The following is a 14,750-nucleotide window of genomic DNA, read 5'->3' on the forward strand; positions in this document are numbered from 1 at the left end:
AGTGCCGCCGGGAAAGCTAAGAACCGGTTAAAGATCCGGCTACGACGCCCGATTTCGCCGTGGGCCCAGGCGCGACCCTCTCTTATTCGTTGCGAAGCATCGGCGCCGGCCGCTGGCCGAGCGCCCGCCAGGTCCCCACGAAGCCGAAGGACACCGTGATCCCCATCGCCAGCAGCGCGGTCAGGGCGAGCACGCCGGGCGGCAGGACGAAGTCGCCCCGCATCACCTCCACCACGACCGCCGCCGCGGCGAGCGACCCGACCAGCGAGGCGATGGCCGCGGTCGCCAGACCGAGCAGGCCGTATTCCAGCAGGTAGGTCTTCACGATCCGCCGGCGGGTCGCGCCCAGCACCTTCAGGATCACCGCATCGCGCACCCGGCGCGCGTGACCGGCCGCGATGGCGCCGGCGAGGACCAGGGTACCGGCGACGAGGGTGACCGCCGCCGTCGCCCGCACCGCGACCGACACCGCCGTCAGGATCCGGCTGGCGCCGTCCAGGGCGTCCTTGACCCGGATCGCGGTGACGTTGGGCAGCGCGTCGGTCACCGCCCGCTGGACCTCCGCCTCCAGGGCCGGATCGTCGACATGCACGGTGGCGATCACCGAATGGGGGGCGGCCTCCAGCGTGCCCGGCGCGAACACGAAGGTGAAGTTCATGCCGAGCGAGCCCCAGTCGATCTTGCGCAGATTGCCGACCTCCACGGTGATCGGCCGGCCGACGATATTGAGGGTGATGCTGTCGCCGATGCCGATCCCCATGCCCTTGGCGATGTTGACGTCGAAGGACACCAGCGGCGGGCCGGCATAATCGGCCGGCCACCAGCTCCCCGCCACCACCTCGGAATTCTCCGGCGGCGTGGCCGAGTAGGTCAGCCCGCGATCGCCGCGCAGCACCCAGGACACGTCCGGGTCGATCGTCACCTCGTCCGCCGGCACGCCGTTGATCTTGGTGATGCGGCCGCGGACCATCGGCGTGGTCTGGATCTCGCCGACCCCGTCGATGCCGCGCAGGATCTCCAGGAACCGGGCCTCCTGGTGCGGCTGGATGTCGATGAAGAAATAGGCCGGCGCCACCTCCGGGATGCGCTCATCGACCTGGCGCGACAGATTCGCCTGGATCAGCGCGATCGTGACCAGCACCGTCAGCCCGAGGCCCAGCGCCAGCACCACGCCGGGGGTCGGCGCGCCCGGCCGGTACAGATTGGCCAGCGCCATGCGCAGTTCGGGATCGCGGGGTCGGCCGGCCTTGCGCGCGACGGTCATGATCACCCAGGACGCCGCCAGGAACAGGGCGATCGCCCCGATGGAGCCGAGGATGAACCAGGTGGCCAGCCACGGATCGGTGGCGGTGGCGATCGCCAGGGCCACCAGGGTGCCGATCGCCAGCGCCAGACCGATCAGATACGGCAGGCGCGGCCGCCCGCCGAGCGGCGAGATGGCGGAGCGGAAGAGCTGGGCCGCCTTCACGTCGCAGGCCCGGCCCAGCGACCACAGGGAAAAGGCGACCGCCGTCAGCATCCCGAACAGGGCCGCCAGGGCCAGCGGGACCGGATAGATCGCGACAGGCACGTCGAACGGCAGCAGCGGGGCGGCCAGCTTGGCGACCGCCAGCGGTCCCAGGGCCCCGACTACAAGGCCGATCGCCGTGCCGACGGCCGCCAGCATGCAGACCACGATCAGGTAGGTGCGGAACACCAGCCGGCTCGGCGCGCCGAGGCATTTCAGGGTCGCCACCGTCTCGGTCTTGCCGTCGAGATAGCTGCGCACCGCCATGGCGACGCCGACGCCGCCCACCAGCAGCGCGGTCATGCCCACCAGGGTGAGGAACAGGGTCACCCGGTTGACGAAATTGTCGTAGCCCGGAGTGGCGTTCTCCAGCGAGCTGACCCGCCAGCCGGCATCGGGGAAGCGCTGCTCCAGGTCCGCGAGCCAGGCATTGCGGTCGGTGCTCGTCGGCAGGACGATCCGGTAGTAGTGGCGCACCATGGAGCCGACCTGCACCAGCCCGGTCTCGGCCACGGCGGCGTCGGAGATCATCAGCCGGGGGCCGAAGCTGGCGAAGTTCACCAGCCGGTCCGGCTCCGCGGTGATCAGCGCGCGCAGCTCCAGCGTCGCCTCGCCCAGGCGCAGCCGGTCGCCGACGGCGATGTTGAGGCGCTCGGCCAGGCTGGCATCGGCGACCGCGCCGTAGACGCCGCCGCGCGGTTCCAGGGCCTGTTCCAGGGTGACGTCCCGGTCCAGGGCAAGGATTCCGACCAGGGGATAAAGATCGTCCACCGCCTTGAGTTCGACCAGGGAGTTGTCGCCGCCGGCCTCGGATCGGGCCATCGCGCGCATCGACACCACCGTCGAGACCTCGCCGGACTCCCTCAGATAGGACAGCGCCTCCGGCTCGGCCGGCCGGTGCACGATGCGCAGCGCCACGTCGCCGCCCAGGATGCGGCGCGCGTCGCCCTCCAGCCCCGACATCATGGCCGAGGACACGGACCCCACGGCGGCGATCGCCGCGACCCCGAGGGCGAGGCAGGCCAGGAAGATGCGGAACCCTTTCAGGCCGGTGCGCAGCTCGCGTCGGGCGAGGCGCAGGGCGAGCGGACCGGTGCGCATGGCCCTACTCCGCCGCCTGATCAGTACGTCCGTCGGCGGTGTCTTCCACCACCTTGCCGTCGGCGACCTTCACCGTGCGGGCGCAGCGGTCGGCCAGGTCCATGTCGTGGGTGATCAGCATCAGGGTGGTGCCGTCGTCGCGGGCCATGGCGAACAGCAGGTCGATGATCTGATCGCCGGTGGCGCCGTCCAGGTTGCCGGTCGGCTCGTCGGCCAGCAGCAGGCGCGGCTTGGCGACCATGGCGCGGGCGATGGCGACGCGCTGCTGCTCGCCGCCGGAAAGCTGCTCGGGATAGTGCTCGACCCGGTGCGACAGGCCGACCCGGGCCAGCGCCTCGGCGGCGGCCTCGAAGGCATCGCCGCGTCCGGCCAGCTCCAGCGGCACGGCCACGTTCTCCAGGGCGGTCATGGTCGGCACCAGCCGGAAGGCCTGGAAGACGATGCCGACATTGTCGCGCCGGAACCGGGCGAGCGTGTCCTCGTCCAGGCCGACCAGTTCGGTTCCGGCGACCTGCACGCTGCCGGAACTCGGGTTCTCCAACCCGGCGGTGACCATCATCAGGGTCGACTTGCCCGCCCCCGAGGGGCCGACGATGCCGATGGTTTCCCCGGCCGCCACATTAAGGTCTATTCCGCGCAGGACATTGACCTCGCCCGCTCCACTTCTCAGGTTCAAGGTCACGCCCTTGAGGCGGACGATCGGGTCACCGGACAATGAGGTCATCGTGTCGCTATCCCAGACTGGTCACAGGACCGGCGCACCGACGCCATCCCCAAGGGTCCGATATGGTCCTATCGGCAGGCGGATCAATGCGGGCGCGCGCCTGACCCTCGCCGTACTGGCGCTGATCGCCGCTTTCGCCTTGCCGGTTCAGGCCGAGCCCATCCGGATCCTGGGCTTCGGCGACTCGCTGATGGCCGGCTACGGACTGCCCGACGAGGATTCCTTCCCGACCCGGCTGGAGGCGGCCCTGCGCGAGGCGGGTCACGACGTAACGGTCATCAACGCGGGTGTGTCGGGCGACACCACGGCGGGCGGTGCGTCCCGTCTGGCCTGGTCGCTGTCCGAGGCGCCGGACGCCGCGATCGTCGAGCTCGGCGCGAATGACGGGCTGCGCGGCATACCGACGCAGGATACCCGCCGTAACCTCGACGCCATCCTGACCGCGCTGGGCGAGAAAGACATCCCGGTGCTGTTCGCCGGCATGCTGGCGCCGCCGAACATGGGCAAGGAATACGGCGCCGATTTCTCCCGGGTCTTCGAGGACCTGTCGGCGGAGCATGAGGTGATCTTCTACCCGTTCTTCCTGGACGGGGTGGCCGGCGATCTCTCGCTGAACCAGGCCGACGGCATCCACCCCAACCGGGCGGGGGTGGACATCATCGTCGAGCGCATCCTGCCCTATGCGGAGAGGCTGGTGGCGCGGGCGAAGGCGGAGTGAGGCGCTGCCCCTCCCGCACATAAACGCACTTCCCGGATATGTTCCGGGGCAAACCCGTCAACCCGCTTCACCGGTCCCGCCCCTCTCGGACCCTCAGGAGCGGAGGATCCGTGGGCCCCGGCACGGGGCCGGGGAGTGTGTAAGAGAATGGGGATGGGGGAGAGCCCCCCTCACCCCCGCCGCCGGGCGTCCACCGCGTCGGCGAGGCGGTCGAGCACGCCCAGGCTGCTCTGCCAGTCGATGCAGCCGTCGGTGATGCTACGGCCATAGACCAGCGGCTCGCCCGGGATCTGGTCCTGACGGCCCGCCTCCAGGAAGCTCTCCACCATCACGCCGGTGATCCGATGCTCGCCACCGGCGATCTGGGCGGCGACGGCGTCGATCACCGTCGGCTGGTTCTCCGGCTTCTTGGCGCTGTTGGCGTGGCTGGCGTCGATCATCACCTGCGGCCGCACCCCCGCCGCCTCGGCCTTCGCACAGACCGCCGACACGCTCGCCGCGTCGAAATTCGTGCCCGACCGCCCGCCGCGCAGGATGACGTGGCAGTCCGGATTGCCCGCCGTCTCCGCGATCGCCGCCCGGCCCTCCTTGGTCACCGCCAGGAAATGGTGCGGCTGGGAGGCCGCCTGCACCGCATCCAGGGCCACCGTCACGCTGCCGTCGGTGCCGTTCTTGAACCCGATCGGGCAGGACAGGCCCGAGGCCAGCTCGCGGTGGATCTGGCTCTCGGTCGTCCGCGCGCCGATCGCGCCCCAGGAGACGAGATCCGCGAAATACTGCGGCGTGGTCGTATCCAGGAACTCGCAGCCCGCCGGCAGGCCCATCTCGTTGATCCGCTGCAGCAGGTCGCGCGCCCGGCGTAGGCCGGTTTCCACGGCGAAGCTGCCGTCCAGATGCGGGTCGTTGATCATCCCCTTCCAGCCGACCGTGGTCCGCGGCTTCTCGAAATAGACCCGCATCACGATCTCCAGCGTGTCGCGGTGACGCCGGCGCTGCACCGCGAGCCGGGCGGCGTAGTCCAGCGCCGCCTTGGGGTCGTGCACGGAGCAGGGCCCGATCACCACCACCAGCCGGTCGTCGCGGCCGTGCAGGATGTCGGCGATGGCGGCGCGGGCCGTCTGCACCCGGCGGATGATCTCCGGCTCGCGCGGATGCTCGGCGATCACCGCTTCCGGGGTGCTGAGCGGGGTGATCGACGCGATGCGCAGGTCGTCGGAACGGCTCAACGGGTCGAGGGCAAGCGGATCGGCATCCGGCACGTCGGAGACGCGGGGATCGGTTTCGGTCTGGGTCTTTATGGGTGCGATGTTCACGGTGACGTCCTCCAGGTGGAGGCCCGGCCGACGACATCAAAAAAGCCGCCGGAGAGGGCCGGCGGCTTGCGGGATGATTGCTGCGCTTGGTGTGTTCTAGGTCGCGCGCACCCCTGCCTCCGCCGGCTGCGGATAGCCATAAAAGTAAAACCAGAAGCCGGCGAACGCGTGGGTCATGGCGCGAAGCGTAATCTCGGGTGCGCGCCCTGTCATCCTGTTTCGTCGTCCGGTTCGCCGTCGCGCCGAATATTGTCGGACCGGCCCCGGACGGTTATCAACCGGGCCGAAACCTTCCGATGCCCCTCCCGAGAGGAACCCGCATGCAGTACCGCCCGCTCGGCCGGACCGGCCTGGACGTCAGCCTGATCTGTCTCGGCACCATGACCTACGGCCAACAGAACACCGAGGCCGAGGGCCATGCGCAGATGGATCTGGCGCTGGAGCGCGGGATCAATTTCTTCGACACCGCCGAGATGTACTCGGTGCCGCCGAAGCCGGAGACCTACGGCCGCACCGAGGAGATCATCGGCACCTGGTTCGCCGCCCGCAAGAACCGGGACAAGGTGATCCTGGCGACCAAGGCCGTCGGCCCGGGCGACCGCTTCAAGCATGTGCGCGACGGGTCGCCCAAATTCGACGCCCAGAACCTCACCCGGGCGGTCGACGACAGCCTGACGCGGCTGCGAACCGACTACATCGACCTCTACCAGCTCCACTGGCCGGAGCGCTCCGTGAACTCCTTCGGCAAGCTCGGCTACGTCCATGACGACGACGAGACCCCAACCCCGATCGCCGAGCAGCTCTTCACCCTCGACACCCTGGTGAAGGCCGGCAAGATCCGCCATATCGGCCTGTCCAACGAGACGCCCTGGGGCATGATGACCTTCGCCCGCATCGCCGAGGCGCACGGCCTGCCCCGGGTCGCCTCCGTGCAGAACCCCTACAGCCTGCTGAACCGCGCCTTCGAAGTCGGCTGCGCCGAGGTGGCGATCCGCGAGGATATCGGCCTGCTCGCCTACTCCCCGCTGGCAGCCGGGTGGCTGACCGGCAAGTACCAGGGCGGCGCGCGTCCGGAAGGCGCGCGCATGACCCTGTTCCCGGACAACTTCGGCCGCTACACCAACGACGCCGCCCAGGCCGCCAACGCCGAATACATCCAGATCGCCAGGGACAACGGCCTCGACCCGGCGCAGATGGCCCTGGCCTTCGTCAACACCCGCCGCTTCACCACGTCGAACATCATCGGCGCCACCCGGCTGGAGCAGTTGGAAGCCAACATCGCCAGCCTCGACGTCACCCTGTCCCCTCCCGTGCTGGAGGCGATCGACGACGTTCAGCGCCGCATCTCCAACCCGGGCCCGTAAGGCCCCATATCCCGGCCATGACCCGCCTGTTCGTCGCCCTGGATCTTCCCGAGACCGTCAAGGACGCGCTCGGCGACCTGCAGGTGGGCCTGCCGGAGGCCCGCTGGCACGACATCGACGACTTCCACCTCACCCTGCGCTTCATCGGCGAGGTGGACCCGGCGACCGAGGGCGAGCTGGTCGAGGCGCTGGACCTGATCGATGCCCCGGCGGTCACGGTGACCCCGCTCGGTTACGGCCATTTCGAGCGCAAGGGCAAGCCGGCGGTGCTCTATGTCGCCGCCGAGCCGACGCCGGAGCTGGTGTCCCTGCAGCGGCGGGTGGAGAGCCTGGTGCGCGGCTGCGGCGTCGCCCCCGACCCGCGCCGCTTCACCCCGCATGTCACCCTCGCCCGGTTCCCGAAGAGCATCGAGGCGGAGCGGGTGGGCCGCTGGCTGGAGACCGCGCCGCCGCCGCAGATCCCGCCCTTCACCGTGGACGCGGTGACCCTGTACAGGAGCCGCCGGCAGCCGGACGGCGCGCGCTACGAGCCGCAGCACAGATTTCCGCTGGACCGGCTGCCGGACGAGGACAGCACCGGCTGGAGCGGATATCCGCAGGATGAAGACGGGGACTCGGACGATCACGGCGAAGCCTGTTAGGGTGCGGCGAATCGACAATTTCCGGAGATCCCCGTGCCGCTTCCCGCGACCCTCACGCCCGACGCGCCCATCGTCATCCTGACGGGGGCCGGGATTTCCAAGGAGTCCGGGCTCGAGACCTTCCGCGATGCCGACGGCATCTGGTCTAAGGTCCGCATCGAGGACGTCGCCACACCCGAGGCCTTCGCCCGCGATCCGGTCACGGTGCAGGGCTTCTACAACGCCCGGCGCCAGAGCCTGCTGAACCCGAACGTCCAGCCCAACGCCGCCCATGCCGCGCTCGCCCGCCTGGAGCAGGCCTGGTCCGGTCCGGTTCTGCTGGTCACCCAGAACATCGACGACCTGCACGAGCGCGCCGGCTCCACCAACCTGATCCACATGCATGGCGAGATGCTGAAGGCGCTGTGCGAGATCTGCGACGCCAGCAGCCCGTGGCGCGAGGACCTGTCGGACGAGGCGATCTGCGCGCGCTGCGGCAGCGCCGGCGGCCTGCGCCCCGATGTGGTGTGGTTCGGCGAGATGCCCTACGAGATGGAGCGGATCTTCGCCGCCCTGGCGCGTTGCGCGCTGTTCATCTCCATCGGCACGTCGGGCAACGTCTATCCGGCCGCCGGGTTCGTGCAGGAGGCGCGGATGGTGGCCGGCGCCCATACGGTGGAGCTGAACCTGGAGCCCTCCTCCGGCGTCACCGCCTTCGCCGAGGCGCGGCACGGACCGGCCACCGAGATCGTCCCGGCCTATGTGGAGGAGCTGCTGGCGCTGGCGGGGTGAGGCGGGATCAGGCGATCAGCGCCGCGAGCCGGGCCTGAAGGGCGTCCGGATCGGGATCGGCGATCGCCACCACCTTGCGCCGGTCGGTGCTTCCGCGCACCACCTCAAGCGTCGATTTCGGCAGTTTCCAGCGCTTGGCCAGCAGGGCGATCACCGCCTTGTTGGCCTTGCCGCCCTCGGGCACGGCGGTCACCGCGACCTGCAGCCATCCCTCCCCGGTCTCATCCGCCACCACGGCGCCGATACGCTCGGCCGAGGCCTTCGGCGTCACCCGCACGCGCAGATGCAGGCGGTCCGCCTGCGGCGAGAACGGCGACAGGGGGGAAGGCGCACTGCTCATCACTGCTCATGGCCCAGGCGGCCCCGATTACGGATGGCGGCCGGACGGTCAGAGCCCGCGGGCGACCTCGTTCAGCAGCCGCACGGCGAACTGCAGCAGCAGCACCAGGATCACCGGCGAGATGTCGATGCCGCCGAGATCGGGCAGGATGCTGCGGATCGGCCGCAGCATCGGCTCGAAGACCCGGGACAGGAAGTTCATCACCACCTGGACGACCTGATTGTAGGCGTTCAGCACGCCGAACTTCACCAGAAGATCGATCACGATGTAGACGAACAACGCGATCGTCAGATAGTGGACGACCGCGCCGATCAGCCAGATTATCGAGTTCATTGCCGCAAACCGCTGTTGTTCCGGCACCGAAGGTAGCGACGCGACCGCCCCGGAACAAGGCCGCTGGCGGCGGAAGGCGATCCGCTGCGGCGAACGGCCGGGAAACCGGGCGCACGGACCCGACGAAACGCGCCCGGGGCGGGGTGCAATCTCGTCCTTGAACTGTGCGAGGGAAGTTTATATGTTCCGCGCACTCTGCACCGGGGGGCTTGGCCCTCCGTCCCAGATCGGTGGGGCCGTAGCTCAGCTGGGAGAGCGTCGCGTTCGCAATGCGAAGGTCGGGAGTTCGATCCTCCTCGGCTCCACCAAAATCTCCTTAGATTCCAGCGCCCCTCTTCGAACGGCATCGATCGCGCGCCGCGGCGCAATACGCCCCGATCCCGTGTGGCGGAGAGGCGAACGGTACCGGGGGCCTTCGTCCCAAAACGGTATGGTTTCTCGGGATTTGGCCTTTCATGTCCATTGACCGCGGCGTCACGCTCTTTCTACATAGGCGCGTCGGCCTGCAAGCGAACGCAGGCACGCCGGTGCCCCGTGCGGCATCGGAAGAAAAATGCGCGGCGTGGCCGCCGAGGGAGAGAAACATGATGAAGAGTCTGCTTGGGGCGGGCGCCGCCCTGCTTATGTTCAGCGCCGCCGCGTCGGCCCAGAATTTTCCGGAGCGCGAGCTGCTGGGCGTGGTCATGTGGGGCGCCGGCGGAGCGACCGACACCGTCGCGCGGGCCGTCAATCCGGCGGCGGAAGAGGCGCTCGGCAAGCCGATCGTGGTGCTGAACAAGTCCGGCGGAGCCGGCGCGATCTCCACCGCCTATGTCAACGCGGCCCCGGCCGACGGCTACACCTTCCTGTACGGGGCCGAGAACCCGCAGCTCCATCCGGTGATGGACGTCTCGCCGCTGGACTACTCGCACTTCTATCCGATCAACATCCTGGGCCGCGGCGTGGCGGTCATCGTGGTGCCGGCCGAGTCCAAGTACCGGACGATGCAGGACCTGCTGGCCGACATCAAAGCCAATCCGGGCGCGGTGAAGATGGGCTCGACCGGGCCGGGCGGCCTGCCGAGCACGGTCGGCGCGATCGTCAAGAACGCCACCGATTTCGACGTGACCGCGATCCCGTTCGACGGCGAGGGTCCGGGCCTGACCGCCATGCTGGGCGGCGAGGTCGACTTCATGCCGTCGGGTATCTCGGCCGCCGCCGAGCAGGTGAAGGCCGGCAAGATGCGCGCCCTGGCGGTGGTCGACACCGGCCCGGTCGACACCCTGCCGAATGTCCCGCCGATCACGGACGCCCTGCCGGACATGGCCAAGTTCCTGCCCTGGGGGCCGTTCTATGGCGTCTTCGTCAAGAAGGACACGCCGGACGACGTGAAGGCCAAGCTGGAAGCCGCCTTCCACACCGCGGCGCAGAGCGAGAACTTCAAGACCCTGATGGCCAACAAAGGCAACGTGATCATGGACATCTCCGGCGAGGAGGCGATCGCCTTCCTGACGAAGTGGCAGCAGGTCACCGCCTGGGTGCTGCAGGACACCGGTGCGGCCAAGGTCAGCCCCGAGACGCTCGGCATTCCGCGTCCGTAACATCCGCCTAGAGGGCGATCGATTCAGATCAAATCGATCACCCTCTAACCTATTAAAGATAGAGCAAATTCACACGATCAGATGTTCCCATCTGTTCGTGATTTGCTCCAGCGCCGGCCTGCGGGATGCGCGGGCCGGCGGCCCTTCGCCGCGACGGGGGACACGCCCATGCAGTCCACGCCTGCCCGCAGGCCCGGCGAGCTCGTGTTCGCCGTGGCCGTCCTGCTGTTCAGCCTGGCGGCCTTCTGGCAGGCCTACGAGATCTCCGGATTCGACGGGCTGACCGAACCTGGCGTGTTCCCGATGCTGGCGACGGGGACGATGATCGTGGCCGCGCTGTTCATCCTGTCCGACACCGCGCGCCGGCGTCCCGATGCGGACACGCAGGCCGTCACGCGGCGGTTCTTTGTCGACATCCTGCCGATCCGCCACATGGTGCTGATCGGCCTCGTGCTGGCCTACCTGCTGCTGCTGCCGATGCTCGGTTTCATCGTCAGCTCCGCCCTCTTCCTGCTGGCGGCGTTCCAGTACCTGTGGCGGCGCCACGTGCTGGTCACTGTGGTGCTGTCGGCGGGGGCGCTGGCCGCCGTCTACGTCATTTTCCGGATCGTGTTCCAGGTCGTGCTGCCCGAGGGCAGCCTGATGCGGGGGCTGGTGTGAGATGATGGACGCGCTGGCCAATTTCTCCACCGTCTGGCTCGATCCCTGGCTGCTGTTCCTGACCGCCTCCGGCACACTGGCGGGAATCTATGTCGGCGCCATCCCGGGTCTCTCGGTCACCATGGCGACCTCGATCCTGATCTCCTTCACCTTCAAATGGCCGGTGGACGAGGCGCTTGCCCTGATCGCCGGGATCTTCATCGGCGGCGTCTATGGCGGGTCGCGCACCGCCATTCTGCTGAACATCCCCGGCGCCCCGAGCGCGATCGCCACCGCCCTGGACGGCTATCCACTGGCGAAGCGCGGCGAGGCGGGGGAGGCGATCGGCCTTACCACGGTCATGTCGGTGTTCGGCGGCTTCGTCGGCATCCTGGCGCTGGCGATCTTCGCGCCGGTGATCTCCGACTTCGCGCTGATGTTCCAGTCCCGCGACTACCTGCTGCTCGGCATGATCGGCATCCTGCTGGTCGGCACCCTGTCGGGCGAGAGCTTCGCCAAGGGTGCCTTCGCCGGCGCGCTCGGCGTGCTGATCGGCATGGTCGGGCTCGACCCGATGACGGCGGAGGGACGTTTCACCTTCGGCACGATCACCCTGATGGGCGGCATTCCCTATGTCGCCGCCATGATCGGGTTCTTCGGCGTGGCCGAGGCGCTGGTCCAGCTCCACACGCTAGGCATGCCGGCGATCCGGCAGAAGATCGACCGGGTCATCCCGCGCCTGTCCGACGTGCGGCGGTATTTCGGGCTGGCGATGCGCGCGTCCGGGGTCGGCACGATCATCGGCGCCCTGCCCGGGACCGGCGGCGACATCGCCGCCCTGCTCGCCTACGACCATGCCAAGCGCTCGACCAAGAACCCCGAACGGCCGTTCGGCGAGGGCGCCAAGGAGGGACTGGTGGCCCCGGAAGCGGCGAACAACGCGGCGGTCGGCGGCGCCTTCATCCCGATGCTCACGCTCGGCATCCCCGGCGACGCGGTGACGGCGGTGATCATCGGCGCCCTGTTCATCCACGGGCTGAAGCCCGGGCCGCTGCTGCTGGTCGAAACCCCGCACCTGTTCTGGTTCACCGTCGGCAGCCTGACCCTGGCGAACATCTTCCTGCTGATCTTCGGACTGACCGGCATCCGGGTGTTCACCAAGATCGTCGAATGCCCCAAGGCGGTACTGATCCCGCTGATCATCGTGCTGTCGGCGGTCGGCACCTACGCGATCCAGAACAACCCGGTCGACATCTACTGGATGCTGCTGTTCGGCGTGGTCGGCTATTTCATGAAGACCTACGGCTTCCAGGTCGGGCCGGTGATCCTCGGCGTGATCCTGGGGCCGATGATGGACGCGAACTACCGCCGGGCGATGATCGGCGCGCGCCAGGATGTCGGCGTCTTCCTGTGGGACTTCGTGTCCCATCCGATCTCGCTCGTTCTCACCGTCGGGTTCCTGACCATGCTGCTGTCGCAGACGCCGCTGTGGCCGATGCTCCGCGCGCGGCTCAGACCGCGCGGATAGAGCACGATCGGGTCAGATCGAATCGATCTGACCCGTGAATCGTCCTCTAACGCATTAAGAATAGAGCAAATTCACACGATCAGATGTTTCCATCTGATCGTGACTTGCTCTAGCGGGGAGATCAGCGGGACGCCGTGCCCCCGGTGCCCCCGGCCCAGGAAACGCTGAGTTCCTCCTTCCAGGCGAACCTCTGAAGGTGGCTGGCGATCACGTCCTGGACCACGGCGATAGCCTCGGGCGTCTCGCTTTCGCAGGCCAGCGTCAGTCCGTCCTGCGAGGCGGCCATCCGGCAGGTGCCGGGCTCGAACCGGACGACGCCGTCGGTCTCGGTCCATTCGACCGGCACCTTGTGGCCGAAATGCTTGCAGAGCTGCACCAGATAGCGGCTCGCCTTGTCCGTTCGAACCAGCGCGGTCGATGTTTCCACGGTCCATACCTTTTCTGAATCCCGGTCGGGGGCGCGGGGGCGCACACCGTTTCGTCGATCCTTGTAATGCCTATTGCGAATAACTCGCAATAGCTCTTAGGTTAGGCCCGGCCTCGGCGGCACGCGCCGAGTGCGGCGAGGGACCCGAGGGTCGCCGGAGAGACTGCAGGAACGCTCTGGGTGATCAGGACCACAGGCTTTGCGGCGCTGTACGCCGATCATCGCGGCGAACTGGTCGGCTATGCCGGGCGGATCCTGGGCGATGTCGGGCGGGCGGAGGAGGTCGTGCAGGAGGCCTTCATCCGCTTCGCCGCCTCCGCCGACACCACGGTGATCGACGAGCCGCTGGCCTATCTCTACCGCACCGTCCGCAACCTCTGTCTCGACACCAAGCGCGGGGCCGAGCGGGACCGCCGGCGCGACCTGCTGCTGGCCGACGCGCTGGGCGATCTGGACGGATTGCGCGATGCCGGACCGACGCCGGAAGCCGCCGCCCTCTCCCGCCAGGAGCTGCGCCGCCTGCAGGAGGCGATGGCCGAGCTGCCCGAGCGGATGCGCCGGGCGCTGGAGCTGCACCGTTTCAACGAGCTGACGGTTAAGCAGGTCGCCCGGGACCTCGGCGTCTCCGTCGGCACGGCCCACGGGCTGATCGCGCAGGCGCTGGAGCATTGCCGGGCAAGGCTGGACCGGCGATGACCGAGCGGAGATTGAACGCCGGCGGCCGCCGAACGTCTAAGGAGCATGACGCCAAGGTCGGGCCTCCTGCCCGACCGGCCGGCGCAACGGTCGAGGAACGCGTGACGGCTGACGGACACGAGGCATGGATGGCGGCCGACTGGCTGGTGGCGCTGACGGACGATCCGGACGATCCCGTTCTGCGCGCCCGCTTCGCCGACTGGCTCGCCGCCGATCCGGACAACCCCGGTCAGTGGAAGGCGGTCGTGCGGGCGTATCGCGCCCTCGACGCCGGTGCCAGCGTGGAGACGGGTCGGCCGGCAGAGGTGACGCCCCTGCCGTCCCGACGGGGCAGACGCGGCTGGGTCGCCGCCTGCGTCGGGGCCGCCATGGCGGCCTGCCTGGCATTGGTGGCTCTGCCGTCCCTGCTGCAGTCGCTCCAGGCCGATTTCACCTCCGGCACAGCAGAGATCCGCCGCGTCGAGTTGGCCGATGGCAGCGTGGTACGGCTGGCCCCGCAGACCGCCATCGCCGTCAATTTCGGGTCGGAGGGACGGCGGGTGGAGTTGCTGGACGGCATCGCCGTCTTCGACGTCGCGCCGGATCCGGCGCGTCCCTTCTCGGTTTCGGCGGCCCAGGCCACCGCCACGGCGATCGGCACCGCCTTCGAGGTGCGCCGCATCGCATCGGGCGACGCGGTCGCCGTCCGCGAGGGTGTTGTGGACGTGGCCACCGCCGCGGCGGCCGAGCCCGCCCGGCTGCAGGCGGGCGACGCGGTCCGCGTCTCGGCCGCCGGGTCGGTCCAGCGCGGCACGGTGATCCCCGGTCAGATCGGACTGTGGGCCGACAGGCTGGTGACGGCGCGCGAGCGGCCCGTTGCCGACCTGGTGGCGGAGATCCGCCGCTACTTCGACGGCATCATCATCCTGCGCGGCGACGGGCTGGCCGGACAGCCGGTGAGCGGCATCTTCGACGTGTCCGACCCGGCGGCGGCACTCGCGCTGCTCGCCGCCTCCCAGGGCGCGGCGCTCTATCGGATCTCGCCCTGGATCCTGGTGCTCGACGGCGACTGACGGCAGCGACGAAAAA

Annotated in this window: 15 protein-coding genes and 1 tRNA gene; 10 read left to right on the forward strand and 6 right to left on the reverse strand. The window is 69.0% G+C overall.

Going from position 1 to position 14,750, the window contains the following annotated elements; translation table 11 throughout:
* Positions 1-82 precede the first annotated feature (82 nt).
* Positions 83-2,608, reverse strand: a complete 2,526-nt coding sequence (locus tag G578_RS0119890) for an ABC transporter permease (RefSeq protein WP_028795727.1) — start codon at positions 2,606-2,608, stop codon at positions 83-85.
* Positions 2,609-2,612: 4 nt separating this feature from the next.
* The gene (locus tag G578_RS0119895; RefSeq protein ID WP_028795728.1) at positions 2,613-3,332 is read right to left on the reverse strand and encodes an ABC transporter ATP-binding protein; all 720 of its coding nucleotides are present in this window, start codon (positions 3,330-3,332) and stop codon (positions 2,613-2,615) included.
* Positions 3,333-3,471: 139 nt separating this feature from the next.
* Between G578_RS0119895 and G578_RS0119900 the strand changes: the two genes are divergently transcribed.
* Positions 3,472-4,050, forward strand: coding sequence for an arylesterase (locus tag G578_RS0119900; protein WP_342664902.1), 579 nt, complete (start codon positions 3,472-3,474; stop codon positions 4,048-4,050).
* Positions 4,051-4,220: 170 nt separating this feature from the next.
* Here the strand turns inward: G578_RS0119900 and G578_RS0119905 are convergent, their stop codons facing one another.
* Positions 4,221-5,363, reverse strand: a complete 1,143-nt coding sequence (locus G578_RS0119905; RefSeq protein ID WP_281169188.1) for a 3-deoxy-7-phosphoheptulonate synthase — start codon at positions 5,361-5,363, stop codon at positions 4,221-4,223.
* Between the two features lie 320 nt (positions 5,364-5,683).
* Here G578_RS0119905 and G578_RS0119915 point away from each other — a divergent pair, with 320 nt between their 5' ends.
* The 3 genes from G578_RS0119915 to cobB are packed head-to-tail and all read left to right on the forward strand — an operon-like array spanning position 5,684 to position 8,139.
* Positions 5,684-6,727 carry an NADP(H)-dependent aldo-keto reductase gene (locus G578_RS0119915; protein ID WP_028795731.1) on the forward strand — a complete coding sequence of 348 codons (1,044 nt, stop codon included), beginning with the start codon at positions 5,684-5,686 and terminating at the stop codon, positions 6,725-6,727.
* 17 nt (positions 6,728-6,744) lie between these two features.
* Complete coding sequence (gene thpR / locus G578_RS27305; RefSeq protein ID WP_051245048.1) at positions 6,745-7,368, forward strand: RNA 2',3'-cyclic phosphodiesterase; 624 nt, start codon at positions 6,745-6,747, stop codon at positions 7,366-7,368.
* A 33-nt stretch (positions 7,369-7,401) separates the two neighbouring features.
* Positions 7,402-8,139 carry a Sir2 family NAD+-dependent deacetylase gene (gene cobB, locus G578_RS0119925; protein ID WP_038015204.1) on the forward strand — a complete coding sequence of 246 codons (738 nt, stop codon included), beginning with the start codon at positions 7,402-7,404 and terminating at the stop codon, positions 8,137-8,139.
* 7 nt (positions 8,140-8,146) lie between these two features.
* Here the strand turns inward: cobB and G578_RS0119930 are convergent, their stop codons facing one another.
* Entirely contained in the window at positions 8,147-8,479 is a 333-nt protein-coding gene (locus G578_RS0119930) for a DUF167 domain-containing protein (protein WP_028795733.1), read from the reverse strand.
* 48 nt (positions 8,480-8,527) lie between these two features.
* On the reverse strand, positions 8,528-8,812 hold the full coding sequence (locus tag G578_RS0119935; RefSeq protein WP_028795734.1) for a YggT family protein: 285 nt from the start codon (positions 8,810-8,812) through the stop codon (positions 8,528-8,530).
* Between the two features lie 232 nt (positions 8,813-9,044).
* Here G578_RS0119935 and G578_RS0119940 point away from each other — a divergent pair.
* The 4 genes from G578_RS0119940 (at position 9,045) to G578_RS27310 (ending at position 12,559) form a co-directional block, all read left to right on the forward strand.
* Positions 9,045-9,120, forward strand: a tRNA-Ala gene (locus tag G578_RS0119940).
* 279 nt (positions 9,121-9,399) lie between these two features.
* Positions 9,400-10,392, forward strand: coding sequence for a Bug family tripartite tricarboxylate transporter substrate binding protein (locus tag G578_RS0119945; RefSeq protein ID WP_084619074.1), 993 nt, complete (start codon positions 9,400-9,402; stop codon positions 10,390-10,392).
* Between the two features lie 168 nt (positions 10,393-10,560).
* A complete protein-coding gene (locus G578_RS0119950) occupies positions 10,561-11,052 on the forward strand; it encodes a tripartite tricarboxylate transporter TctB family protein (protein ID WP_028795736.1) in 492 nt (163 codons plus the stop codon).
* A 1-nt stretch (position 11,053) separates the two neighbouring features.
* Entirely contained in the window at positions 11,054-12,559 is a 1,506-nt protein-coding gene (locus G578_RS27310) for a tripartite tricarboxylate transporter permease (protein ID WP_038015205.1), read from the forward strand.
* A gap of 121 nt (positions 12,560-12,680) precedes the next feature.
* On the opposite strand, the gene G578_RS0119960 is transcribed toward G578_RS27310, so the two are convergent.
* On the reverse strand, positions 12,681-12,986 hold the full coding sequence (locus tag G578_RS0119960) for a DUF2218 domain-containing protein (RefSeq protein WP_028795737.1): 306 nt from the start codon (positions 12,984-12,986) through the stop codon (positions 12,681-12,683).
* A 180-nt stretch (positions 12,987-13,166) separates the two neighbouring features.
* On the opposite strand from G578_RS0119960, the gene G578_RS0119965 reads away from it, so the two are divergent.
* Together G578_RS0119965 and G578_RS0119970 are read left to right on the forward strand one after the other, a co-directional pair.
* Positions 13,167-13,682 (forward strand): sigma-70 family RNA polymerase sigma factor, encoded by a 516-nt coding sequence (locus tag G578_RS0119965; RefSeq protein ID WP_051245049.1) that lies wholly within the window; start codon positions 13,167-13,169, stop codon positions 13,680-13,682.
* Between the two features lie 101 nt (positions 13,683-13,783).
* Entirely contained in the window at positions 13,784-14,734 is a 951-nt protein-coding gene (locus G578_RS0119970; RefSeq protein WP_169400887.1) for a FecR family protein, read from the forward strand.
* The last annotated feature ends 16 nt before the right edge of the window (positions 14,735-14,750 follow it).

This window comes from Thalassobaculum salexigens DSM 19539, from assembly GCF_000423805.1.
Lineage (GTDB): Bacteria > Pseudomonadota > Alphaproteobacteria > Thalassobaculales > Thalassobaculaceae > Thalassobaculum > Thalassobaculum litoreum.

What these genes read in the sequence shown, in the direction of transcription:
- G578_RS0119890 (WP_028795727.1), bottom strand. Translation starts at nt 2,608, where the DNA reads ATGCGCACCGGTCCGCTCGCCCTGCGCCTCGCCCGACGCGAGCTGCGC.
- G578_RS0119895 (WP_028795728.1), bottom strand. Translation starts at nt 3,332, where the DNA reads ATGACCTCATTGTCCGGTGACCCGATCGTCCGCCTCAAGGGCGTGACC.
- G578_RS0119915 (WP_028795731.1), top strand. Translation starts at nt 5,684, where the DNA reads ATGCAGTACCGCCCGCTCGGCCGGACCGGCCTGGACGTCAGCCTGATC.
- thpR (WP_051245048.1), top strand. Translation starts at nt 6,745, where the DNA reads ATGACCCGCCTGTTCGTCGCCCTGGATCTTCCCGAGACCGTCAAGGAC.
- G578_RS0119930 (WP_028795733.1), bottom strand. Translation starts at nt 8,479, where the DNA reads ATGAGCAGTGCGCCTTCCCCCCTGTCGCCGTTCTCGCCGCAGGCGGAC.
- G578_RS0119935 (WP_028795734.1), bottom strand. Translation starts at nt 8,812, where the DNA reads ATGAACTCGATAATCTGGCTGATCGGCGCGGTCGTCCACTATCTGACG.
- G578_RS0119945 (WP_084619074.1), top strand. Translation starts at nt 9,400, where the DNA reads ATGAAGAGTCTGCTTGGGGCGGGCGCCGCCCTGCTTATGTTCAGCGCC.
- G578_RS0119950 (WP_028795736.1), top strand. Translation starts at nt 10,561, where the DNA reads ATGCAGTCCACGCCTGCCCGCAGGCCCGGCGAGCTCGTGTTCGCCGTG.
- G578_RS27310 (WP_038015205.1), top strand. Translation starts at nt 11,054, where the DNA reads ATGATGGACGCGCTGGCCAATTTCTCCACCGTCTGGCTCGATCCCTGG.